At 71.9% G+C, this 23758-nt stretch carries 20 protein-coding genes, 2 pseudogenes and 1 riboswitch; of the genes and pseudogenes, 5 read left to right on the forward strand and 17 right to left on the reverse strand.

Annotation, left to right across the window (positions count from 1 at the left end):
- Positions 1 to 40: 40 nt before the first annotated feature.
- A complete protein-coding gene (locus tag OIE53_RS00845) occupies positions 41 to 586 on the reverse strand; it encodes a DsbA family protein (protein WP_327027017.1) in 546 nt (181 codons plus the stop codon).
- Between the two features lie 77 nt (positions 587 to 663).
- Positions 664 to 1125 (reverse strand): annotated as a pseudogene (locus OIE53_RS00850) (BON domain-containing protein); the annotation flags it as partial.
- A gap of 312 nt (positions 1126 to 1437) precedes the next feature.
- Between OIE53_RS00850 and OIE53_RS00855 the strand changes: the two are divergent.
- Positions 1438 to 4173, forward strand: coding sequence for a cellulose binding domain-containing protein (locus OIE53_RS00855; RefSeq protein ID WP_327024623.1), 2736 nt, complete (start codon positions 1438 to 1440; stop codon positions 4171 to 4173).
- A gap of 94 nt (positions 4174 to 4267) precedes the next feature.
- On the opposite strand, the gene OIE53_RS00860 is transcribed toward OIE53_RS00855, so the two are convergent.
- A complete protein-coding gene (locus OIE53_RS00860; RefSeq protein WP_327024624.1) occupies positions 4268 to 4672 on the reverse strand; it encodes a hypothetical protein in 405 nt (134 codons plus the stop codon).
- Positions 4673 to 5186: 514 nt separating this feature from the next.
- On the opposite strand from OIE53_RS00860, the gene OIE53_RS00865 reads away from it, so the two are divergent.
- Positions 5187 to 5552 (forward strand): STAS domain-containing protein, encoded by a 366-nt coding sequence (locus OIE53_RS00865; protein ID WP_111218982.1) that lies wholly within the window; start codon positions 5187 to 5189, stop codon positions 5550 to 5552.
- Between the two features lie 5 nt (positions 5553 to 5557).
- Here the strand turns inward: OIE53_RS00865 and surE are convergent, their stop codons facing one another.
- The 6 genes from surE to OIE53_RS00895 form a co-directional block, all read right to left on the reverse strand.
- Positions 5558 to 6382 carry a 5'/3'-nucleotidase SurE gene (gene surE, locus OIE53_RS00870; RefSeq protein ID WP_327024625.1) on the reverse strand — a complete coding sequence of 275 codons (825 nt, stop codon included), beginning with the start codon at positions 6380 to 6382 and terminating at the stop codon, positions 5558 to 5560.
- On the reverse strand, positions 6379 to 7359 hold the full coding sequence (locus OIE53_RS00875; RefSeq protein WP_327024626.1) for a 1-phosphofructokinase family hexose kinase: 981 nt from the start codon (positions 7357 to 7359) through the stop codon (positions 6379 to 6381). Before OIE53_RS00875 ends, surE begins: the two co-directional genes overlap by 4 nt.
- Positions 7360 to 7571: 212 nt before the next feature.
- A complete protein-coding gene (locus OIE53_RS00880) occupies positions 7572 to 8630 on the reverse strand; it encodes a coiled-coil domain-containing protein (protein WP_327024627.1) in 1059 nt (352 codons plus the stop codon).
- Positions 8631 to 8634: 4 nt separating this feature from the next.
- A riboswitch (cyclic di-AMP (ydaO/yuaA leader) is annotated at positions 8635 to 8770 on the reverse strand.
- 184 nt (positions 8771 to 8954) lie between these two features.
- A complete protein-coding gene (locus tag OIE53_RS00885; protein WP_327024628.1) occupies positions 8955 to 11066 on the reverse strand; it encodes a HelD family protein in 2112 nt (703 codons plus the stop codon).
- A gap of 98 nt (positions 11067 to 11164) precedes the next feature.
- A complete protein-coding gene (locus OIE53_RS00890; protein ID WP_327024629.1) occupies positions 11165 to 12079 on the reverse strand; it encodes an alpha/beta fold hydrolase in 915 nt (304 codons plus the stop codon).
- 199 nt (positions 12080 to 12278) lie between these two features.
- Complete coding sequence (locus OIE53_RS00895) at positions 12279 to 12608, reverse strand: hypothetical protein (protein ID WP_327024630.1); 330 nt, start codon at positions 12606 to 12608, stop codon at positions 12279 to 12281.
- Positions 12609 to 12919: 311 nt separating this feature from the next.
- On the opposite strand from OIE53_RS00895, the gene OIE53_RS00900 reads away from it, so the two are divergent.
- On the forward strand, positions 12920 to 13411 hold the full coding sequence (locus OIE53_RS00900) for a DUF3145 domain-containing protein (RefSeq protein ID WP_327024631.1): 492 nt from the start codon (positions 12920 to 12922) through the stop codon (positions 13409 to 13411).
- An 88-nt stretch (positions 13412 to 13499) separates the two neighbouring features.
- Positions 13500 to 15242 (forward strand): glycoside hydrolase family 3 protein, encoded by a 1743-nt coding sequence (locus OIE53_RS00905; protein ID WP_327024632.1) that lies wholly within the window; start codon positions 13500 to 13502, stop codon positions 15240 to 15242.
- A gap of 26 nt (positions 15243 to 15268) precedes the next feature.
- On the opposite strand, the gene OIE53_RS00910 is transcribed toward OIE53_RS00905, so the two are convergent.
- The 6 genes and pseudogenes from OIE53_RS00910 to OIE53_RS00935 form a co-directional block, all read right to left on the reverse strand.
- Positions 15269 to 15919 (reverse strand): lipoprotein, encoded by a 651-nt coding sequence (locus OIE53_RS00910; protein ID WP_327024633.1) that lies wholly within the window; start codon positions 15917 to 15919, stop codon positions 15269 to 15271.
- Positions 15920 to 16076: 157 nt separating this feature from the next.
- A complete protein-coding gene (gene fabF / locus OIE53_RS00915) occupies positions 16077 to 17303 on the reverse strand; it encodes a beta-ketoacyl-ACP synthase II (protein WP_327024634.1) in 1227 nt (408 codons plus the stop codon).
- A 2-nt stretch (positions 17304 to 17305) separates the two neighbouring features.
- Positions 17306 to 17545, reverse strand: a complete 240-nt coding sequence (locus OIE53_RS00920; protein WP_013735281.1) for an acyl carrier protein — start codon at positions 17543 to 17545, stop codon at positions 17306 to 17308.
- Positions 17546 to 17629: 84 nt separating this feature from the next.
- Positions 17630 to 18574, reverse strand: a complete 945-nt coding sequence (locus OIE53_RS00925; RefSeq protein ID WP_327024635.1) for a beta-ketoacyl-ACP synthase III — start codon at positions 18572 to 18574, stop codon at positions 17630 to 17632.
- Positions 18575 to 18621: 47 nt separating this feature from the next.
- A pseudogene (locus OIE53_RS00930) lies at positions 18622 to 19545 on the reverse strand (ACP S-malonyltransferase); the annotation flags it as partial.
- Between the two features lie 78 nt (positions 19546 to 19623).
- Positions 19624 to 20853: a PucR family transcriptional regulator gene (locus OIE53_RS00935; RefSeq protein ID WP_327027018.1), complete on the reverse strand. Its 1230-nt coding sequence runs from the start codon at positions 20851 to 20853 to the stop codon at positions 19624 to 19626.
- 183 nt (positions 20854 to 21036) lie between these two features.
- Between OIE53_RS00935 and OIE53_RS00940 the strand changes: the two genes are divergently transcribed.
- Complete coding sequence (locus OIE53_RS00940; protein WP_327024637.1) at positions 21037 to 21405, forward strand: hypothetical protein; 369 nt, start codon at positions 21037 to 21039, stop codon at positions 21403 to 21405.
- A 17-nt stretch (positions 21406 to 21422) separates the two neighbouring features.
- Here the strand turns inward: OIE53_RS00940 and OIE53_RS00945 are convergent, their stop codons facing one another.
- Together OIE53_RS00945 and gltX are read right to left on the reverse strand one after the other, a co-directional pair.
- Positions 21423 to 22073 carry a hypothetical protein gene (locus OIE53_RS00945; protein WP_327024638.1) on the reverse strand — a complete coding sequence of 217 codons (651 nt, stop codon included), beginning with the start codon at positions 22071 to 22073 and terminating at the stop codon, positions 21423 to 21425.
- A 271-nt stretch (positions 22074 to 22344) separates the two neighbouring features.
- Positions 22345 to 23754: a glutamate--tRNA ligase gene (gene gltX / locus OIE53_RS00950; protein ID WP_327024639.1), complete on the reverse strand. Its 1410-nt coding sequence runs from the start codon at positions 23752 to 23754 to the stop codon at positions 22345 to 22347.
- Positions 23755 to 23758: the final 4 nt, after the last annotated feature.

Here is a 23758-nt window from a genome sequence, read left to right on the forward strand (position 1 = left end):
GATCCGGTGCGGGTTCGCGGGCGGGCGGCGGGACGGCCGGTCAGTCGCCGGCGGCGTCGACCGTGGTCAGCAGGGTGGCCAGGTCGAAGTCCCCGTCATGCCGGGTGCCGTTGACGAACAGGGTGGGGGTGGCCTCCACCCCGCTGCGGATGCCGCCGACGAAGTCGCGCCGGATCCGGTCGCCGCCGACCTGCCGTCCGGTCTCCGCCTCCACCTCGGCCACGGGCAGCCCTAGCTGCTCCACACCGAGCATCAGGTGCACCGGGTCCAACTCCTCCTGGTGCTCGTAGAGCCAGTCGTGCAGCTCCCAGAACCGCCCCCGTCGCCCGGCGCCCTCGGCCGCCTCGGCGGCCATCTCGGCGTACGGGTGCATGTTCGCGATGGGGAAGTGCCGGTAGACCAGGCGGACGGTGTCGGACCGTTGCCGGAGCAGCTCGCGCAGGTTGGCGTGCGCCTGGCCGCAGTAGGGGCACTGGTAGTCGCCGTACTCGACGATGGTCACCGGCGCGTCCATCGGCCCTCGGACGTGATCGCGTTCCGTGACGGGGGTGCGGAGCCGCGCAGTGACCTGCAATGGGGTGGTCAGCTGATCGGTCATGACTGCCAGGCTGCTACCCGGCCGGGTGAGGGCGGGTCACCCGGCCGGGGTGGTCAGGGCAGCGCTGCCTGCCGCACCCTGATGCCATTGCTGACCCCCCGTACGCCGTCGAGCCGTTCGACCGACTCCTGCGCGGCCCGCCGCTGGTACTCCCATTCGACCTCGCCGTGCAGGGTGACCCAGCCCTGCGAGACCGTCAGATCCAGCTGCTCGACCGGTACGAAGGCGTGCCACTGCAGGGCGTGCTGGACCGCCCTGGCGATCTCCGGATCGGCGGGCTCCGCCCCGGTGACCAGCCGTACGGCCACGTCGTTGGCGACCGCCCGCACCTGGGCCACCCGGTGGGCCGCCCGTTCCGCCGCCCACTTCTCGGCGTAGCTGTCCACCCGACCGGTCAGGGTCACCACCCCCTCGACCACGCTCACCTCGATCTCCTGCGGCTGCACCCGAGGCTCCCAGCCCAACTCGTCGAGCACCGCAGCTCGAATCTCCTGATCCCTGCGCTGAACCTCCGAAACACTCCCCATCACTCAACTCCTCCCCTCACCGACCCGGCCGCACCCCTCCCGCCTCCTGGGTCGATCAAGGTGGGTGGGATGGGCCGTGTTCGTGGGTCAGCCTGGTGGTGGGGTGGGTGAGGGGGGCTCGCCCGGGTGGGAGGAGATCTGCGTGGGAGCGCTTCCATTGATCTCGATGACGGGTTAGGCTGAGGCATTCCTCGGGTGCGGGAGCCGTCGCGCCGGTGCCGGAGCCAGGGCAGCTCCGACGGGTTTTCCCTGTGCGTCCAGCCTGACCCCGACACGGGGTGTGTGGGGTGTCTGCCCCCGAGAGGAACCCAGATGCGGAGAAGTTTCGTCAGTGCGGTGGTGGCCGCCCTGGTCGCCGTCACGGCGGTGGTGGCGTTGCCGCTTGCCGCCTCCTCGGCTCCGGTCGAAAAGGCCGCCACGGAGGCGTACGACTGGCGCAACGTCCGGATCGACGGCGGCGGCTTCGTACCCGGCATCATCTTCAACCCCACCGAGCGGAACCTGATCTACGCCCGGACGGACATCGGCGGGGCGTACCGGTGGGATCAGTCCTCCCAATCCTGGATCCCGTTGCTGGACTGGGTGGGCGAGGACCGCTGGGGCTGGAACGGGGTGGTCAGCCTGGCCACCGACCCGGTGCAGACCAACCGGGTGTACGCCGCGGTGGGGATGTACACCAACGACTGGGACCCGAACAACGGCGCGATCCTGCGCTCCACGGACAAGGGCGACACCTGGCAGGCGTTCGAGCTGCCGTTCAAGAATGGCGGCAACATGCCCGGCCGGGGCATGGGGGAGCGGCTGGCCGTGGACCCCAACCGCAACAGTGTCGTCTACTACGCCGCCGAGGGCGGCAACGGCCTGTGGCGCAGCACCGACCACGGCGCCACCTTCGCCAAGGTGACCGGCTTCCCCAATGTCGGCAACTATGTCGCCGACCCGAACGACAGCAGCGGCTACCAGTCCCAGAACCAGGGCCTGACCTGGGTCAGCTTCGACAAGTCCACCGGTACGGCCGGCAACCTCACCCAGACCATCTACGTCGGGGTCGCCGACAAGCAGAACCCGGTCTATCGCAGCACGAACGGTGGCAGCACCTGGGAGCGGATCCCGGGGCAGCCCACCGGATACCTGGCCCACAAGGGAGTGGTCGATCATGTCGGCGGCCACCTCTACATCGCCACCAGCGACACCGGCGGGCCGTACGACGGCGGCAAGGGTGACGTCTGGAAGTTCACCCGGTCCACCGGCACCTGGACCCAGATCAGTCCGGTGCCCTCGAGCAGCGCCGACGCCTACTTCGGCTACAGCGGACTGACCATCGACCGGCAGAACCCGAACACCCTGATGGTGGCCACCCAGATCTCCTGGTGGCCGGACGCGATCTTCTGGCGCAGCACCGACGGGGGCGCCACCTGGAGCCGGATCTGGGACTGGGGCAGCTATCCGCAGCGCGTCAAGAAGTACACCATGGACATCAGTTCCGTGCCGTGGCTGACCTTCGGGGCCAACCCCCAGCCGCCGGAGGAGACACCGAAGCTGGGCTGGATGAACGAGTCCGTCGAGATCGACCCGCACGACTCGGACCGGTTCATGTACGGCACCGGCGCGACCATCTACGGCAGCACCGACCTGACCCGGTGGGACACCGGCGGCACCATCACCATCCGGCCGATGGTCAAGGGCCTGGAGGAGACCGCCGTGCTCGACCTGATCAGCCCGCCCTCGGGCGCACCCCTGGTCAGCGCGCTCGGCGACATCGGCGGTTTCCGGCACACCGATCTCGACTCCGTACCGGCGATGATGTTCACCCAGCCGGTCTTCACCAGCACCACCAGCCTCGACTACGCCGAGGCCAACCCCTCGGTGATGGTCCGCGCCGGCGACTTCACCGACGCCGACCGGCCGGGCGACAGTCATGTCGCCTTCTCCACCGACGGCGGAGCGAACTGGTTCCAGGGCAGCGAACCCGCCGGGGTCAACCGGGGTGGCACGGTCGCCGCCGCCGCCGACGGCAGCCGGTTCGTCTGGGCCCCCGGGGACGAGGGGCAGCGGGTCGTCCACTCGGTCGGCTTCGGAAACTCATGGACCGCCTCCACCGGCATCCCGGCCAACGCCATCGTGGAATCCGACCGGGTGAACCCGAGCAGGTTCTACGGATTCAGTGCCGGCCGGTTCTATGTGAGCACCAACGGTGGGGTCAGCTTCACCGCGTCCGCCGCGACCGGGCTGCCCACCACCGGAAACGTACGGTTCAAGGCCCTGCCCGGTAAGGAGGGCGAACTGTGGCTGGCTGGGCAGGGTGGGCTGTGGCGGTCCACCGACTCCGGAGCTACCTTCACCAGATCGGCCAGCGTCGACAGCGCGGGCAACATCGGCTTCGGTCGGGCGGCCCCCGGGCGGCCCTACCCGGCCCTCTACCTGTTCGGCACGGTCGACGGCCAGCACGGGGTGCACCGCTCCGACGACACCGGCGCCACCTGGGTACGCATCAACGACGACCAGCACCAGTACGGCAACGCCGGTGACGCCCTCACCGGCGATCCCCGGATCTACGGGCGGGTCTACCTCGGCACCAACGGGCGGGGAATCCTGGTCGCGGACCGGGTCGGTGGTGATCCCACCCCGACCCCGACGAGCCCTTCCCCGGGCCCGACCAGCCCGACGCCGTCGCCCAGCGGTTCGTCCCCGTCCCCGACGCCCACCAGCCCGTCCCCGTCCCCGACCACCCCGCCGCCGACGGGCGGCTGCTCGGCCACCTACCACCTGGTCGGGCAGTGGCCGGGGGGTTTGCAGGGCGAGTTGGTGGTACGCAACGCCGGCCCGGCCCCGATCAGCGGCTGGACCCTGAGCTGGACCTTCCCGAGTGGGCAGCGGATCAGCCAGGTCTGGGGTGGCACCCACACCCAGACCGGGGCGACCGTGTCCCTGCGCGACGCCGGTTACAACGGCGCGCTGGCCCCCGGCGCCACCGCCACGGCCGGTTTCCTGGCCGGCACCTCCGGGGCCAACGATCCACCGACGACCATCACCTGCACCACTCGCTGACCGTCCACACCCGGTCAGCGCAGCGGGCCCCGTCCGACCTGGCCGGTCGGGCGGGGCCCGTCACCATGACGCGGGCGGGAGGTGCGGCCCTCGGTCAGCGGTCGGTCGTGGCGGGGGAGTCCGGGCGCTCGACATCGACGAACTCGATGTCGTCCACGGACCGGTCCTGGCTGCCGGCGGCCCGCGCGGCCGTTCCGGCGGCCCAGCCGATGGCCGCACCGACCAGGGCCGCGCCGATCAGCAAGGTCCACGGCAGGGCGGGGCTGCGACCGGCCAGGGCGTCGAAGGCCCGGGTGGCCCGGCGGCGGGCCTCCTCGGCGGCCGAACCCACCAGGTCCCCGGTGTCGTCGGCCAGCCCCATGGAGGTGTGCCGGGCGGAGCGGGTGGTGTCGCGGAGCGTGTCACCCGCAGTGTTCATCGCCGACACGAGGTGGTGCCAGGCGTCATCCGCGATCCGCTCCGGCTTGCTGCGGCGGTCCAGCAGGTTGGTTCCGAACATGTGGTTTCCTCCTCGACGGTGCCGAGGCAGGTGCCCGCAGGAGACCTCCTCGGCGGCTTGCCCGGCGTGCGGCGGGGTGCGCCTGCGGAGGCTGTGCCCCGTCCGCTATCGGCGCAAACCACGACGAGACGATCCTCGGGTTCCCCTACCTCCCGCACCCGCCGAGGGGCGCGGAAACGGTCAATCGTGATGCTAGGCACATCCAGCCCCTGGTCGCAGGCCTGCCACCAGGGGTGCAGGCCCTCGGGAGGTCGCCTCGGCGCGCCGGATATCGAAACCGTTGGCGTCGGCCCGCTACCCTGGTTCGGCGGCGTGGGCTGGCGCGCGACGTGGACTGGCGGCCAGCGCGTCGAGTGATAGGACATGAAAATTCCGGACGAAGGGGACGTGAGATGCCCCTGTCCGCGAATTGCTCATCCCGAGGGGTGGCGACCGAGGCCGTTGGAGGAATACTCTCGGTCGCGGCCCGCGTACTGATGAGGCGCCCGTCGTACGGGCGAGTGGAGGTGCTCGCGTGAGCCTGTCGATCCTTCAGACGGTTCGGCCTGGTGGTGTCATCGAGATCGCCCCCCGAGGGGAGATCGACGTCGACACCGCGTACGAGGTGAAAGAGGCCATTGCCGAGGTGCTGGCCAAGGGGCGGCCGGCCCGGATCGAGCTCAACATGCGGCTGGTCACCTTCATCGACTCGGTGGGCATCAGCGCGATGGTCGCCGGATTCCAGACCGCCGAGGTCAGTGGTGTGAAGTTGGTCGTCACCGAGCCGAGCCGGTTCGTGCACCGGCAACTCTGGGTGACCGGCCTGCTCGGTCTGTTCGGTGCCCCCGAGCCGTACTACGCGGGGGCCGCCGCGACACCCGAGGTCCTGCCGGGGGCCTGAGGCCCTCAGTCGGGATCCAGACCTGACAGATCAATATCGGTCGCCTCGGTGAGGGCCCGGATGGCCGTCACCGAGGCGTAACCCTCGGCCAGCAGGGCCAGGTCGGTGCCGGGCTGCACCGCCTGACCGGGCTGCTCCAGCGAGGTACGCACGAATCCCTGACCGGATTCGGCGACCGTCATCTGCACCTGACCGAAGGTGGCCAGGGTGCCCCGGCGTATCCCACGCAGCCGCCCGAAGGGCAGATCCGGTGCGTTGACGTTGAGCACGCTCGCCACCGGTCCGGTGAGCAGCCGAGGCAGCAGGTCCAGGGCTACCCGGGCGGCCGTGTCCCAGTGTCGGTCGACATCGCGTACCCGGGCGGCTTCGGCCACCGCCGCACCCCCGCTGGCGGCGGTAGCCTCACCGGCCGAGAGCACGTCCAGGGACACCGCCATCGCCGGGCAACCGTTGGCCACCGCGGTGAAGGCCGCGCCCACCGTGCCGGAGTGCAGCACCGCCCGGCCGGCATTGGCGCCCCGATTGATTCCGGACAGCAGCACCTGCGGGGGTGGCCCGAAGGCACCGTGCACGGCGATCAGGGCGATGAACCCGGGAGAACCCCCCACCGCGAACGCCGGGGTTGTCGCCAACTCCGGCAGGGGATGGTCGTGGACCACCACCCTGCCCTCCTCCTCCACCGCCCGCATCGCGGCGCTGGTGCCGCTGGCCTCCTCGAAGGGGGCGGCCACCACCACCTCCAGGCCCCGGGCGACCGCGGCTCGGGCCAGCGAGTGGAGGCCGGGGGCGGAGATCCCGTCGTCATTGGTGATCAGTACCCGCAGGGTCATCGGCCGCCTGCCCGGTGGGCCCACTCGTCCGGGGTGGTGCGGAACTGCGGCCGGTTGCCGGCCGGCACCAACTCGACCCGGTCGACCAGACCGGTGATCGAATCCAGTCGTCCGGTGCCCAGCCCGTGCCGGGTGACATTCAGCGCGCCGGCCGCCGCCCCGGTGCGGATCGCGGTACGGATGTCGCCGCCCCGGGCCACCACGGCCGCCACCCCGGCGGTCATCGAGTCCCCCGCGCCCCGCGGGTCGGCCGCCTCCAACCGGGGCATCCGTACCTCGAACACCTCGCCGTCGAGCAGGGTCAGGGCCGGTTTGTCGGCCCGGCTGACCAGCACGTTGTCCGCGCCGGCGGTGTGCAGGTCGTACAGGGCGGTGATGAGCTGATCCTGATCCTCACCGGCGGCCCGCCCGTCCGCGATCAACTCCTCGTGGCTGACCTTGAGGAAGAACACCCCGCTGTCCAGGACGGCCGTCAGGTGTTCGCCGCTGAGGTCGACCACCACCGGGCTGCCGTTGGCGCACAGATCGGCCGCGAAGCGGCGGTACAGGTCGGGGGGTACGAGGCTGGGGTGGTTGGGGCCGCTCAACACGCACACCGCCGCTCGCAGTCCCTCGCTGAGGGCCAGGTTGTACAGCTCGTCCAACTCGTGGCGGCTCAACGGCTGACCGGGCACGTCGATGACCTCCCGCCGGCTGCCCTCCCGGCGGTCGTGCACGTACCCCCCGCTGCCGCCGGAGTCGCGGGCCACGACCTTGAGTTCCACCCCTTCGCTGACCAGCAACGGCTCCAGCACCTGCCCGATCTCGCCGCCCAGGGTGGTGCAGAGCACCACCTCGACACCGAGGGAGAGCACCATCCGGGCCTGCCAGACCCCCTGCCCGCCGGGGTGCAGGTGCAGCTCCGGGGTGTCGTTGGGCTGGTCGACGGTGACGGTCAGCAGCGGCGTGGGCGCGAAGACCATGACGTGCCCGGTCACCGGAGCCACCTGCGGTTGTCGGGCCGGGTGAACCGGATGGTGGATTGCCTCATGCACTGCCCCCTCGTGGCGAAATGTCCACTTCACCCTCGACGGTAACCAAGGTGGCGGATTCCCGCGCGGCGACGGGCGGGGGACAGGGATCTTCGAGCGGCCGGGGCGGACACGACGACGCCGGGTGGGGATGCCCACCCGGCGTCGGCGAGGATCGGTCAGTACACCGACAGGTGTACGTGGTTGGTGTGGTCGCTGGACGGATCGCCCCGCGCGCCGCTGTAGGTCTTCCAGCCGCTGCTGGGCAGCCAGATCTGCTTGTACCAGATCACGTAGAGCACGGCGAGCCGGTCGGCGTTGTTGACGAAGTAGGCCGCCAGGTTGTTGCCGTAGGTCCGGTCACCGCCGGTGGCGGCCCCACCGAAGCCGTTCTTCTGCGCCGCGAAGTCGCAGGCCCGGCCCTTGGGGTGCTCGCCGGAGCCGCCCGACCGGTAGCAGGAGACGTACCGGGTGAACCCGGCCGACTTGGCCTGCTTGAGGGCGTGCAGCGTGCGCGGGGTGATGCAGCCGTTGGCCGGGGTGGGGTCGTTGACACTGCACGACTCCGCCGGCCACGAGCCGTTCGCGTTGCGGGGCGCGGGGGCGGCCCGGGGGCTGGATCCACCGGCCCGGGTCGGTGCCCGCTCGGCCCGCTGGGCGGCCTCGGCCCGCTCGTTGGCCACCGTCAGGGCCCGCTCGGCCTGATCCTTGCGCTTGGCCATCACCGCGACCTGCTTGCGCTGCTCCTGGACCTCCCGGTCCAGCGCCTGCTTGGTCCGGCTGACCTCGTCGCGGGTGGCCCGCAGCTCACCCAGGGCGCGCTCCTCGTTGGCGGCCACCGCGTCCAGGGCCGCCGCCCGGTCCATGAAGCCGGCCGGGGAGGCGCTGTTGAGCAGGGCCGACGCCGCGCTGAGCCGACCGGAGCGGTAGGCCTGGGCCGCGATCTCGGCCACCTTGCTGCCGCGTTCGGCGAGCTGGCTCTCGGTGGCGGTGAGCTGGCCGGCCAGCTGCTTCTGCCGCTTGACCGAACGGTCCAGGGCGGCCTTGGCGTCGAGGTACCCCTTGCTGGCCGCCTCCAACTGGGCCCGCAGCGCCGGGGTGCCGCCTTCGTCGCCGACATCGCCGGGCGCCGCCGCGGCGGGGCCGGGAAGCAGCGCGGCCCCCACGGCCAGGGCGAGCGCCGCGCAGATCAGGGCCGCCGTGCGGGCGGCCGGTCTAGCGGTTGCCACTGTTGGCATGCACATGTCCTTCCGTCAGCCGCCGACCGGGTTAGCTGACGGGTTCGGGACGGAAGATCCCTACCGCGCGTGCGCGGATGCACCCCAGAAAAACATGGTTCCCCGGCTCGCCCTCGCGGGCGATTGAGCGGCGGCCACCGCCGGCACCGGTGGGTGCCGCCTGGCGGAGGCCGGAGCCGAGCCTACCGGGACTGCCGTTACCTGTGCAGCCGGTGTGACTCGTGGTGTTCGTCTGCTCACCATAGAATCAGACATAAGTGTCGAATATGCCCGTTTGGTGACACCAGTCACCGGGGTGTCCGTACCCAGCGTGTCCGGGCGGGCTCAGCCGAGGTCGATGGTGGTCAGCCGTTGGGTGGCTCGGGACAGCGCGACATAGAGGGTGCGTACCCCGGAGTCCGGCACCGCCCGGATCTCGCTCGGGGCGACCAGCACCACCCCGTCGTACTCCATGCCCTTGGCCTCCAGGCTCGTCACCACCTGGAGACGATCGCCGCCCAGGCCGCCGAGCCAGCCCGCCACCTCCGCCCGCCGGGGCACCGGAGTGATCACCCCGACGGTGCCCTCGACCTCGTCCAGCAGGGTGCGCGCGGCCGAGACCACCCGGCCGGCCAACTCGGCCGCCGGCACCACCAGTCGGATCGGCTCCACCCCGGTGGAGCGGACCGCCGTGGGCAGCGGAAGGTCCGGGTACACCCGACGGATCTCCTCGGCCGCCACCGCGAAGATCTCCGCCGAGTTGCGGTAGTTCGTGGTCAGGGTGAACAGGTGGCGCGGACGCCGTCCCAGGGCCTTGTCCCGGGCGCGGGTCAACTCCTGGGGATCTCCCGTCCAGGCGGTCTGCGCCGGGTCGCCGACCACCGTCCAGGAGGCCAGCCGACCCCGTCGGCCGATCATCCGCCACTGCATCGGCGAGACGTCCTGCGCCTCGTCGACCACCACATGGGCGTAGTCCCGGTAGTCCTCCGGGCGCTCGCGGGCGGCCTGCCGGGCGGCTCGCTGTCGATCGGCGAAGGTGCTCAACTCCCGGACCCCGCCGGCCAACTGGAAGGGGTCCCGCTTGGCCCGGGCCGGGCGCATCGGCTTACCGAGCAGGGTGTCGAGTTCGTCCAGCAGGGCGGCGTCGGCGACCGTCGGACCCTCCGTGGCCAGCCCCTGGTACGCCTCGGCCAGCAGCCGGATCTCGGCGCCGGACAGGATGCCCCCGGCGTACCGGCGCAGCCGCTCATGGTCGGCCAGCCAGCCGAGTACGTGCCGGGGATGCAGCCGGGGCCACCAGGCCTTGAGGAACTCCCGGAAGTCGGGGCGGTCGATCAGTTCGTCCTCGAAGGCGCGCTGCTCGGGCAGAGCGCCGATGCCCAGTCGACGGGCCTGAGCCCAGAGCGCGGCCAGCACTCCGTCGAAGCCGGCCCGGCGCACCTCGTTGCGGCGGGCGCCGCGCGGCAGCGCCCGGTTCCAGATCGTGTTCAGCTCCGCCCGGTCCAGTTGCAGCAACTGTCCCCGGTACAGCAGTCGCAACTGGGTGGGTACCCCCGGAGCGGGATCCCGGACGGCCCGTTCCAGGACCCGCCGCATCCGCAACGAGCCCTTGATCGTGGCCACCCGGGGCGGGTCGGTCCGGGTGGCGGTCACCCCGGGGAAGAGACTGCCCAGGGAGTGCAGGGTGGCCGCGTCCTCGCCCAGCGACGGCAGCACCGAGGCGATGTAGGAGACGAAGACCGAGGAGGGGCCGAGGACCAGGATGCCGCCCCCGGCGTACCGGCTGCGGTCGGCGTAGAGCAGGTACGCGGCACGGTGCAGGGCCACCGCGGTCTTGCCGGTACCCGGGCCGCCGGAGACCAGGGTGACCCCGGAGGCGGGGGAGCGGATCGCCTCGTCCTGCTCCCGTTGAATGGTCGCGACGATGTCGCGCATCCCCCGACCGGTGGTCCGGGACAGGGTGGCCAGCAGGGCCCCGTCGCCCACCACCGGCATCTCCGCCGGTGCGGCGTCCGGGTCGAGCAGGTCGTCCTCGATCCGGGTGACCCGTTCCCCGCTGGACTGGATGGTCCGGCGCCGCACCACCCCGAGGGGTTCGGCCGGGGTCGCCTGGTAGAAGGCCGCGGCGGCCGGGGCGCGCCAGTCGACCACCAGGGTGCTGGCGTCCTCGTCACGGATGCCGAGCCGCCCGACGTAGAGCACCTGCCCGTCCCGCAGGTCCAGCCGACCGAAGACCAGCCCCTCGTACTCCGCGTCGAGCAGGTGACGTCGCTGCGCGGCGTGGAAGACCATCGCGTCGCGTTCCACCAGGGCGCCGAAGTTGCCGACCCGGGCCAGCCGGTAGCCGTCCCGCTCCGCGATGACGGCCGCGCGCCGCAGCTCGGCCAGTCGCGCGTACACCCGGTCGAGATGCCGTTGCTCGACGGCGATCTCCTGATCCAGGGTGCTCTGATCCACCGCTCGTGCTCCTCGTCCCGCCGCCCGGCCAACCGCACGAGATTACGCCCCACCCGCCACGGGCAGGGAAGGGCACCTTCTCGGGCAGGGGACCTTTGTCAACAACCCGGGACGGAACTGGCGCCCAGGACCCGACGCAGTACGCCGGACAGGGCCTCGTTGACCTCCTCGGGGCGTTCCATCATCAGCATGTGGCCGGCCCCCGGGCACACCACCAGTTCGGTCGCGGACAGGGCCTCGGCGATCGACTCCGCGCAGGGCGGTGGGGTCAGCCGGTCCTTGTCCCCGACCAGGGCGGCGGCCGGCAGGTGCGCCAACGCGGCCAGGGTCTCCAGCCGGTGCTGGTCACCGATCGAGGCCCGGAACCCGCCGATCGAGCGCAGCGAGGCACGGGCCACCGCCGAGGTGACCAGGCGGATGTCCGAGGGGTCACAGCGCTCGCCGAAGAGCATCCAGCGGATGCTGGGCTGCAAGGCCCGCAGCAGGGGGCGGGGCGGACGCCAGGAGCCGCAGCGGGCCAGCACCCCGGCCCCGGTGGTCTCCGCCAACCGGATGATCCGGGTGATCCGGGGCGACAGGCCGTAGACGGTGTGGGTGTGCCCCTCGGCGGTGGTGGAGACGAAGACCAGACCGGCGATCTGTCCCGCGAAGTGCTCGGGATGCCGGTGGGCGTACTCCATGATCGTCATGCCGCCCATGGAGTGGCCGACGAGCATCACCGGGCCGGTGGGTGACACCGCGTCCAGCACCGCCGCCAGGTCGTCACCGAGTTGGGCCAGGGTGGCCGTGGGCAGGGCCATGCAACTGGACCTGCCGTGCCCGCGGGCGTCGTAGGTGACCACCCGCACCGAGGGGTGGTTCTCCCGCAGGGCCGCCACCTGTCGGTGCCAGCTCCGGCCGTCCAGGGTCCAACCGTGCACCAGCACCACGGTGACCTCGGCCTCCGCCGGCCCGCTGACTTCCACGTGCAGGCGTACGTCGTCAGGAGTTCGTACCTCGACCCGCTCTGGCATCGCCACCTCCCCCAAGCCCGCGTGGCTGCGTGACACCGGGGATACCCGGTGGTAACACCGGCTACCCGCCATGACACCACGCCAACCACGATGCTGAGAAGGTGCCGACCGGGCTGAGGCGGGACGGGCCCGACCCCGGAGACGACGAAACGCCCGCCGGCAGACCGGACGGGCGTTTCGTGGTGGTACGTGAGGGGACTCAGCCCTCGAAGACACCGGCCTCGACCAGGCGCTTCTCGGCGGCGTCCCAGCCGTCGCCCGGGTGGGTGGCGTTGAGGTTGTTGATCTCCGCCCGGATCTTGGCGGCGTGCCCGGCGGCGGCCAGCACCCGGATCTCCTCGACGAAGGCCTCGGAGTCGGTGCGCAGGTGCACGGTCTTGCCGTTGGTCAGGTTCCGCACGTAGGCGTGCTTGCCGCCGTTGAGCGGGATCAGGTACTTGAACTCGCCCAGCACGCTGAGGGCGCCACCCTGGCCAGCCTGGCCGGCCCGGACTGACGCGCGCGCGGTCTTAGAGGTGTTGCTCGCCACGGAGGTACTCCTTGCAAGACGTACGGAGGACGGAACGTCCGGGGGCTGTTGCGGGGCGGCACCCGATGGGTGACCCCACGAGAGGCTTACGCGGCACAGGCCGCCGATGGAACTGTACACGACCCGCGATCCCGGCTGGTCATCACGGCGTCACGAGATGGAACCACGGCCCCCGGTTCGACTATTCCGACCGGCGGATTTGCCGATTCCCTGGCGCACCATCCGTCACACCAGTCATCATGTGTGCAACAAGCACCCGGATGCGGGCGAGGTCGTAGGGGAAGACGCACCTCGCTCTCCGGGAGGTCACCGTGCCAACGCGTGGCGTCGTATACGTCCATTCGACCCCGCTCGCCGTGTGCTCACACGTCGAGTGGGCGATCGCGCGCGTCCTTGCCGCGCCGGTCAACCTGCAATGGACGGCCCAGCCCGTCGACCCCGGCGCCCGCCGAGCCGAATGCGGCTGGTCCGGTCGCCCCGGAACGGGCGCCGAGCTGGCTGCTGCCCTCCGGCAGTGGCCCATGATCCGTTTCGAGGTCACCGAGGAACCCAGTCCGGGTGCCGACGGTGAACGCTTCATGCACGTCCCCGGTCGCGGCCTGTTCCGGGCCACCGTGGGCGCGGCCGGTGACATTCAACTCGGCGAGGACCGACTGCGCAGCATCATGGCCTCCGCCCGGGGACCCGAGGCCCTGGCGCACGCCCTGGACCGGGCGCTCGGCACCGCCTGGGACGCCGAACTGGAGCCGTACCGCTACGCCGGAGACGGTGCCCCGGTGACCCTGCTCACCCGGGTCGGCTGAGCCCGGCCCCGACCGCCGGCGGTGCGGAAGTCCGCCGGCGGCCGGTCCTGGCCAGGCCGAGTTGCCCGGTCCCCGGTCACCTGGTGGGATGGGCCGCGTGTCGACTACCCCTCGGCGTGTCGTCGCCGTGCTCCTCGCGGTGACCATGCTGTTCGCGGCCGGCTGCTCCGACCCCGGGCAGGGCCCCGGCGTGGAGGTCCCGCCCGGCTCGACCGAACCGGCGCCCTCGTCCAGCGGGCCGGCGCCGTCGGCGAGCCTGGACCCGGCGGCCCGGGCCGCCGCCCTGGTAGCCGAACTCACCGACGAGGACCTGGTCGGTCAGGTGCTCATGCCCTACGCGTACGGCGACCGGGCCACCAAGGTGTCGGCCGGATCGGCGGCCGGCAACCGGGCCCTGGCCGGGGTGGACACCCCGGCCGAGATGATCGAGAAGTACCGGCTGGGCGGGCTGATCCTGGTCGGCTTCAGCGCGGACGATCCCACCCAGGGCAACCAGCCGACCACCAACGTCGACAACCCGAAGCAGGTCCGGGAGTTGACCACCGGACTGCGCGAGGCCGCCGGCAAGCTGGCCGCCGCCCCGGCACCCCTGCTGATCGGCACCGACCAGGAGTACGGGGTGGTCACCCGGGTCACCGAAGGGGTGACCATGCTGCCCAGCGCCCTGGCCGCCGGGGCCGCCGGTGATCCCGACCTGACCGAGGCGGCCTGGCGGGTCGCCGGCACCGAACTGGCGGCGATGGGGATCAATGTCGACTTCGCGCCGGTCGCCGACGTGCTGGTCACCCGCAGCGCGGTGATCGGGTCCCGGTCCTTCGGCGCGGACCCGCAACGGGCGGCGGCGCAGGTCGGCGGGGCGGTACGCGGACTACAGGCGGCCGGGGTGGCCGCCACCGTCAAGCACTTCCCCGGGCACGGGCACAGCGCGGAGGACTCCCACCGGGACCTGCCCGTGCTGAGCCAGTCCCGCAAGAAGCTGGCGGCGCAGGCGTGGCCCCCCTTCACCGCCGGCATCGAGGCCGGGGCGTTGGCCGTGATGTCCGCCCACCTGGACGTCCGCTCCGTGGACCCCGGGGTGCCGGCGACCTTCTCGCACAAGCTGCTCACCGAGGTGCTGCGCGGGGAACTCGGCTTCCAGGGAGTGGTGATCACCGACGGCATGAACATGCCTCCGGCGCGCCGCTGGGGGCCGGGGGAGGCTGCGGTACGCGCCCTGAAGGCCGGCAACGACCTGATCCTCATGCCACCGAACGTGAGCCAGGCCTACGACGGGCTGCTGGCGGCCCTGCGGGACGGCTCGCTGCCCCGGGCCCGACTGGTCGAGGCCGTCACCCGGGTGTTGACCATGAAGTTCACCCTGTCCGGGGCTCCCGCACCGGAGCTGTCCGCCCTGGCCACCCCGGAGCACCGGGCGGCGGCACGGGCCCTGGCCGCCGCCGCGGTGACCGTGCTGCGCGGCCGGTGCGAGCAGGCCGTGATCCCCGGACCGGTCACGGTGACCTCCTCCGACGGCCGGGCACACACCCGGGCCGCCCTGACCAAGGCGCTGACCGAGGCCGGGGTGCCGGTGGTGCCCAGCGGCGGCACGATCGTCCACCTGGTCGGGTACGGCGACCGGGCCGGGGACCTGCGGGCCGACGCGGCGGTCACGGTCGCCATGGACACCCCGTACGTGCTCGGTCAGGCGAAGTCACCGACCCTGCTGGCCACCTACTCGTCGAGCCGGGCCGCGATGGAGGCCCTGGCCGAGGTGCTCGCCGGCAAGGCCCGACCCCAGGGGCGATCCCCGGTCAAGGTCTCCGGACTACCCGCCACCACCTGCGCCGGCTGACGCCACGATCCGGCCGGGCGCTGCGGTCAGGGGGCTGCGGTCAGCGTGTCGCGGGCCAGCCGGTACGCGGGCAGCACGTCGAGGGGGTCACCGAAGCTCGTGCTGCTGGCCTCCAACAGCACCGTCGCCGCACCGGTCCGGACCGCCAGCGCCCACTCCCGGATGTCCTCGTCGAGCAACTCCCGATGGCTCAGCCAACTAGCCTCGACCACCTCCAGGCCGCCGACCCGGGTCTGGCGGTACTGCGGATCGGTCACCTTCCCGTCGGCAGCGACGAACGCCTCCAACGCCTGCCGGACCGGGAGGTCCGCGTCATCGGCCGTCCACACCCGCAGGAAGCCCGACACGACAGCGCGGCCGTCCACCTCGCAGCGCACGGTCGAGCCGCCGCGTCGGGTCAACGCCTCGGCCACGGCGGCGGCCACCTCGTCGTCGGGGTCGGCGGTCTTGATCTCTTTCGCCCGCCACCCGTCGGCCAGCTCGAAGGTCACCGGCAGCGGACAGGGCGCACCGGCGCCGACCTTTCCGCTCGCCGTGGCCGAGGCCACCTCGTCGTGCCATGGCGCACCCGTCGCGCTGCCGCCGGGCTGCTCGCCGGAGTCGGTCTGCTCACCGCCGCCGCAGCCGGCGAGCAGCCCGATGGCCAGCGCCGCCAGCACGAACCGGGATCGTCCCACGATGTCCACTCCCCGCTGTTGATCTATCGAAGCGCTTAACAAAAGCGAAAGTGTCCGTCGCCGTCAAGTTCGTCAGCGCTTGCGACCGTCGGGGCGGGCCAACACGAAACCCCTGCCGTCGCCATGACGGCGACGGCAGGGGTGACGGTGAGACGGGTCAGACGCGGGTGAAGATCAGCGCCACGTTGTGACCGCCGAAGCCGAACGAGTTGTTCAGCGCCGCCTCGATCGACATCTCCCGGGCCTTGTTGGTGGCCACGTCGAGGTCCAGACCGTCGTCCGGGTCGTCCAGGTTGATCGTCGGGGGCACCAGGCCGTCCCGGATCGACAGGATCGTGGCGATCGACTCCAGCGCACCGGCGGCACCGAGCAGGTGCCCGGACATGGACTTGGTAGCGGTCAGCACCGGGTGGTCGCCCAGCGCCTGGTGCAGGGCCTTGATCTCGGCCAGGTCACCCACCGGGGTCGAGGTGGCGTGCGCGTTGACGTGCACGATGTCCGACTTGGCGACGTCCGCGTCGATGATGGCCTTCTCGATGGCCCGGATCGCTCCGGCACCCTCGGGGTGCGGCTGCACGATGTCGTACCCGTCCGAGGTGATGCCGGAACCGGCCAGCCGGGCGTACACCCGGGCACCCCGGGCGGCGGCATGTTCGGCGCGTTCCAGCACCACGATGCCGGCGCCCTCACCCAGGACGAACCCGTCCCGACCCTTGTCCCACGGCCGGGAGGCCCGCTGCGGCTCGTCGTTGCGGGTGGACATGGCCCGCATCGAGGCGAAACCGGCGATCGGCAGGGGGTGGATCACCGCCTCGGTGCCACCGGCCACCACCACGTCGGCGCGCCCGGCCCGGATCATGTCCAGACCCAGCGCGATCGCCTCCGCGCCGGTGGCGCAGGCACTGGCCACCGAGTGCACCCCCGCCTGGGCCCCGAGTTCCAGCCCCACCCAGGCGGCCGGACCGTTGGGCATCAGCATGGGCACGGTGTGCGGGGAGACCTTGCGCGGGCCGGAGGCCTCCAGGATGTCGTCCTGGGCCAGCAGGGTGACCGCCCCACCGATGCCGGAGCCGATGCTGACCCCCACCCGTTCCGGGTCGGGCGCGGAGTCGGCCAGGCCGGCGTCGGCCCAGGCCTGATGGGCGGCGATCAGGGCGATCGCCTCGGAACGGTCCAGCCGACGCAGTTTCACCCGGTCCAGCACGGTGGCCGGATCGACCGCGAGCTGGGCGGCGATCCGGACCGGCAACTGCTCGGCCCACTCCTGGGTGAGGGCACTCACCCCGGAGTGGCCGTTGAGCATGGCGTCCCAGGTCGACGCGACGTCCCCGCCCAGCGGGGTGGTCGCGCCTAGCCCGGTGACGACGACGTCGGAACGACTCATGATCAGGACTGCGCCTCGATGTAGCTGACGGCGTCCCCGACCGTCTTGAGGTTCTGCACCTCGTTGTCCGGAATCTTGACGCCGAACTTCTCCTCGGCGGCGACCACGACCTCCACCATGGAGAGCGAGTCGACGTCCAGGTCGTCAGTGAAGGACTTCCCCTCGGCCACGTCGTCCGGGCTCACCCCGGCAACCTCTTCGAGGATCTCGGCGAGGCCGGCGGTGATCTCGTCACGGGTCATTGCGGTGGGTTCCTCTCATCGGGTTCTCCTCGGCGGCGGCGACGCCGCCGCCTAGCTCCTCGGCGACGACGCGCCGAGGTGGTATCAAGGGCAGCGGACGACCTGACCGGCGTAGGTCAGACCGCCGCCGAAGCCGAACAGCAACACCGGCGCGCCGGAGGGCACTTCACGGCGCTCGACCAGCTTGGACAGGGCCAGCGGAATGCTGGCCGCCGAGGTGTTGCCGGACTCGACGAGATCCTTGGCGATGATCGCCTGCGGGATGTTCAACCGCTTGGCGATGCCGTCGATGATCCGGGTGTTGGCCTGGTGGGGCACGAAAGCGGCCAGCTCCGAGGGGTCGACCCCGGCCCGCTCACAGGCCTGCCGGGCCAGCGGCGCCAACGCCGTGGTGGCCCAGCGGAAGACGGTCTGGCCCTCCTGGGCGATGTACGGGCGCCAGCCCTCGATGCGTACCGCCTCACCGCGCTCGGGCACCGAACCCCAGACCACCGGGCCCACCCCCGGCGCCTCGCCCTCCGCGGTGGCGGTGACCACCGCGGCGCCCGCGCCGTCACCGAAGATGATGCAGGTGGAGCGGTCCGTCCAGTCGATGAACTCGGAGAGCTTCTCGGCCCCGATCACGATGGCGTTGCGGCTGGCACCGGCCCGGATTGCATGATCGACCGTGCCGAGGGCGTACGAGAAACCGGAGCAGGCGGTGTTGAGGTCGAAGGCCCCCGGGGCCTGGATGCCCAGCTTGGCGGCGACCCGGCAGGCCACGTTCGGGCTGCGGTCGACCGAGGTGCAGGTGGCGACCACGACCAGATCGATGTCGGCGGCGGTCAGGCCGGAGTTCGCCAGCGCCTTGTCGGCGGCGGCGGCGGCCATGTCGGCGACCGTCTCGTCACCGGCGATGCGCCGACTGGCGATGCCGACCCGGTCGCGGATCCACTCGTCGTTGGTCTCCACCAGTTGGGCGAGGTCGTCGTTGGTCACCACCTGGGACGGCTGGTAGTGACCCATTGAGATGATCCTGCTGCCGCTCATGCCGAACCCTCCGTGTGGTCGGTCTCGTCGCGAGACCCGTTCTGGCTGGCGGTCGTGCCATGCCGGGCGATCAGGTCCCGGGCGGCGGGCAGGTCGTCCGGAGTGTTCAGGGTGACGATCTCCGGGAGGCCGGTGGCCTTGAGTTCCCGTTTGACCATGCCGGCGAGGGTGCCGGCGGGGGGCAGTTCGATCACCGCGGTCACCCCCAGGTCGGCGAGGGTGGCCGTGCACAGGTCCCAGCGCACCGGGGCGGTGACCTGGCGGACCAGCCGTTGCAGGACCTCGCGGCCGTCGCGGACCGGACCGCCGTCGAGGTTGGACAACAGGATCCGGGCCGGGTCGTTCGGGGTGATCTCCTCCGCGACCGAGGTCAGCGCGGCCTCCGCCGGCGCCATGAACGGGGTGTGGAAGGCGCCGGCCACCTTGAGGCGGATGATCCGGGCCCGGGCCGGCGGCTCGGCGGCCAGCTTGTCCAACCCGGCGACCGAGCCGGCGGCCACGATCTGACCGGCGCCGTTGCGGTTGGCCGGGTACAGGCCGTGTCCGTCGATCGCGGCGATCACCTCGTCCGGGTCGCCACCGAGCACGGCGGCCATCCCGGTCGGCTCCAGGGCGCAGGCCGCGGCCATCTCCCGGCCGCGTACCCCGGCCAGGGTGATCGCCGCCTGGGTCGGCAGGGTGCCGGCCAGCGCGGCGGCGGCGAGTTCCCCGACGCTGTGCCCGGCGGTCAGGGCCACCTCCGACAGCGGCAGGTGCTCGGCGGCCAGCAGCGCGGCGGCCACCAGCAGCGGCTGGGTGCGGGCGGTGTCGAGGATCTCGTCGGCGTCGGCCTCGGTGCCCAGCCACACCAGATCCACCCCGGCCAGTGTCGACCACTCCCGCAGCCGGGCCTCGGCGCCGGGCAGGTCGATCCAGGGGGTGAGGAAGCCGGGTTTCTGAGAACCCTGGCCGGGGCAGAGTACGGCTAGCACGTGTATGACTCTCCCGGATCGCCACTCGTAACGCTGTGTCGACTGACACCAAACCGCACTAGGACCTTTGGAGGAATCCTACAAAGGTTGGTGGTTGTCGTCGCTAGCCTGTGATCTTTTACCGGCGGCCGGGGGCATTGTCTGGGTGGGTACCACCGGGTCCAGCCGACCCACCGTCAGCGCCACCCGCAGGGCGAAGGCGTCCCGGGAGATCAGCGGGCTGAACCCGGTGACATCGGAGATCCGCCGCAGCCGGTAGCGCACCGTGTTCGGGTGCACGTACAGCGACCGGGCGGCGCTCTCCAGGGTGCCGCCCGCCGCGAAGAAGGCGTCCAGGGTCTCCAGCAGCTCACCGCCGGCCCGTACCAGGGTCGCGTACACGTCGTGGCGCAGCCGCCGACGGGCCTCCGCATCACCGGCCAGAGCCCGCTCCGGCAGCAGGTCACCGGCGTGCACCGGGCGGGGAGCGGCCGGCCAGGCCGGGGCCGCGCGGTAACCGGCCAGAGCCGCCCGCGCCGACTCGGTGGCCTCGTCCAGGCTAGGTACCGCCGGACCCACCACCACCGGTCCCGGGCCGAAGGCGGTCAGCAGCTTGGCGGTGGCCGCCACCGGTTCGGCCGCGCCGCCGAGCACGATCACCAGCCGGTCGCCGTGCACCCCGCCGATCACCTCCACCCCGATGCGCCGCGCCTGGCGGTAGACGGTGTGCAGCACGGCGGCCACCTCTCCGCCGGGGGAGGTGCCGACCGCCACCGCCACCGGTGGCGCGTCCGTCCAGCCGAGGGCGGCGGCGCGACTGGCCAGCACGTCCGGGGAGTCACCACGCAACAGGGCGTCCACCAGCAGGGCCTGCAACCGGGCGTCCCAGGAGCCACGGGATTCCGCCGCCCGCGCGTACACCCGGGCGGCGGCGAAGGCGATCTCCCGGGAGAAGCGCAGCACCGCCTCCCGTAGCTGCGGCTCCTCACCCGGGGCGGCGAGCTCGCTGACCTGCTCCTCGACCACGTCGATGGTGACCTTGATCAGGGCCACGGTCTGCTGGAGGGTGATCGAGCGGGCCAGCGCCTGCGGGGCGGTGGCGAACACCTCGTCGGAGACCTCCTGGGTGCCCTCCCCGGCACCGGCGCCCGAGCAGAGCCACTGCACCAGGGAGCGGACGCCGGCCTGGGCCACCAACATCACCCAGGAGCGCTGGTCGGCCGGCAACGCCCGGAACCAGGGCAGGGTCTCGTCCATCCGGGCCACGCTGGCGGTGGCCAGGGAGCCGGCCGCCCGCTCGATCCGGCGCAGTGTGGCCGACAGCTCCATCCCGCCCGATTCGCTCACCCGCCTAGCCTGACATGTCCTGAACTGGCCCTCTACGGCAGCCGCCGGCAGGCGTCCCGGCTGGTCAACCCGGTACGCGGTGCGTGGGCGGTCGGTATCGGCCAGTACGGTGTCAGGACACGTCGGGTGGGCACCGGCGTGCGGGCGAGAGGTGAGGAGAAGCCGATGGCGCAGGGGGACGCCGAACACGGCTGCGCTCAGGAGGAGCCGAGTCGACCGGGCACTCACGAACAGCCGATGACCGGCAAGCATCACCATCACCGCCGACCGACCGGTCTCACCCCGGCGGCCGAGCCGCACGCCGGCTGGACCCCGGAGCGCGGTGACGAGGAGCCGGGTGCCGTACGACCCGGCCCGGCCGAGCCGGTGGTGCCCCGGCAACGGGCCGCCGAACCGCCGGTCGAGCCGGTCGAGCCGACCGTTGCCGGGTGCCTCAGCGAGCGGCCGGGCTGGGCCGGCGCCCACCGGCACGCCCCGGTACGCCCGGCCCGCCGCACCACCCGACGGGAACGCCCGCCCCGACGCTGGTGCTGATCACCTGGACGCTGCGGTCAGCGGGTGCGGCGGCGGACCAGCAGGGCGATGCCGGCCAGGCCGAAGGTGATCACGAGGACCACGGCGACGTTGAGCAGCAGGAGGCGGCGCAGATCGCCGAAGGCCTCGTTGAGGTCCTGCGCCGGGTTCAGGGCCTCCTCCGGGATGATCCGTTCGCCCCCGCCGATGCCCCCGCTGACCGACTCGAACGTGCGCTCCAGCGGCACCCCGACGGTGCGCAGGGTCTCGGACATGCTGACCCGTCCGAGGAACCAGGCCGCGGTGGTCTTGCGGGAGTCCGGCTGCTTGGCCGGACGGAAGACCCGGGGCCCGCCGACCGCCTTCGGGTAGAGGTCGTAGGTCTGCTTGGGCACGTCACCGGCCAGCACCACGACGGTGTACTTCGGACCCAGGGTGGCCTTCTTGGGGCTGCCCGACTGGCGTACCAACGCCCGGGGGCTCACCTGGTCGACGATGGCCTTGACCTGGTCGGGCTGTTGCTCGGCGCGCAGTCGCAACGGTTCGGCGAGACCGTCCCCGGTGATGTCCACCCCGGCCGGCGGCGACTTCGGTGCCGCCGGAGCCGGCTGTGCGACCGTGAGGGACAGCAGAAGCGCCGCCAACCCACCCACCGTCAGTACGGCCAGTCGCCTCATCCGTCGGACCATGCCGCCTCCTCGCCCCGTTCGATGGGTGGCTCCGCTGCAGGGGTCACTCGCCGGAAGCCGGCGGTGGTGACCGTGCCCGCAGGACGGGTACCCACCTAAAGACTCCGCCGAACGTCGATCGGTTGCAGCCGGTGGAACACTTATTTGGACTATCTGCGATCTCGACTCGGCATGGTAGCGGCCGTGGAGCAGTGGGCGGATTTACCGGTGCCGTGGCCGGTGATGCAGGCAGGATAACCCGTCCCGGCAACCCGGGGGGTGCCGGTGCCGGCTAGACCAGGCGCAACCGGGCGGCCCGCAACCGGGTCAGAGTGCGCTCGGCGCCCAGCACCTCAAGGGACTCGAACAGCGGCAGACCGACCGTGCGACCGGTGACGGCCACCCGTACCGGCGCCTGGGCTTTGCCCAGCTTGAGGCCGCGTTCCGCACCGACGGCCTCCAAGGTGGCCTTGAGGGTTTCCGCGTCCCAGGAGTCGACCGCCTCGAAGGCCGCGATGCTCGCCTCCAGCAACTCCGCGGAGCCCTCCTTCATGGCCTTCGTCCAGGCCGCCTCGTCGATCATCGGGGTGGCCAGGAACAGGAAGTCGACATTCGGCACGATCTCGCTGAGCACCGCGATCCGGGTCTGGGCCAGGGGGGCCACCGCGGCGAAGACGGCCGGGTCGAACTCCTCGGGCTGCCAGGGCGGCGGCGCGATCGTGCCGGTGCCGGTCAGCCACGGCCGGCAGGCCTCGATGAACTCCTCGACCGGCAGCGCCCGGATGTACTCGCCGTTGAAGGCGCGCAGCTTCTTCTCGTCGAAGAAGGCCGGTGAGGGGTTCACCTCCGACAGGCGGAACTCCTCCTCGATCACCGACCAGGGCACGATCTCCCGGTCCCCGGAGGGGGCCCAACCCAGCAGCATCAGGTAGTTGCGCATCGCGGCGGCGAGGTAGCCCTCGTCCCGGTACGCCTCCAGGGCCACCTTGTCGCGGCGCTTGGACAGCTTCTGCCGCTTCTCGTTGACCACCACCGGGACGTGCGCCCAGACCGGCGGCTTGACCCCGAGGGCATCCCAGAGCAACTGCTGCTTGGGGGTGTTGGGCAGGTGCTCCTCGGCCCGGATCACATGGGTGATCCCCATGGTCATGTCGTCGACGACATTGGCCAGCAGGAAGACCGGCGAGCCGTCACCACGGGCGATGACGAAGTCCTCGATGAGCTTGTTCTCGAAGGTCGGCTCGCCCCGGATCAGGTCGACCACCACGGTCGTGCCCTCGTCCGGGGTGCGGAACCGCAGGGCCCGGCCCTCACCCGGCCCCAGGTCCCGGTCGCGGCAGTAGCCGTCGTAGCCGGTGTACTGGTTGCCGGTGCGGGCCTGCACCGCGTCCCGGGTGCAGTCGCAGTAGTACGCCCGGCCGGACTCGTACAGCCGGGCGGCGGCGGCCCGGTGCTCCTGGGCGTACGCGGACTGGAAGTAGGGGCCCTCGTAGCTGCCCCGGGAGATGCCGATCCAGTCCAGGGCCGACAGGATGCCCTCGGTCCACTCGGGCTTGTTGCGGGCCGCGTCGGTGTCCTCGATGCGCAGCACGAACACCCCGCCCTGCTGCTTGGCGTAGATCCAGTTCTGCAGTGCCGAGCGGGCACCGCCGACGTGGAACATACCGGTCGGGGATGGGGCGAAGCGCACACGTACCGTCACGACG

This window comes from Micromonospora sp. NBC_01739, assembly GCF_035920385.1.
GTDB lineage: Bacteria > Actinomycetota > Actinomycetes > Mycobacteriales > Micromonosporaceae > Micromonospora.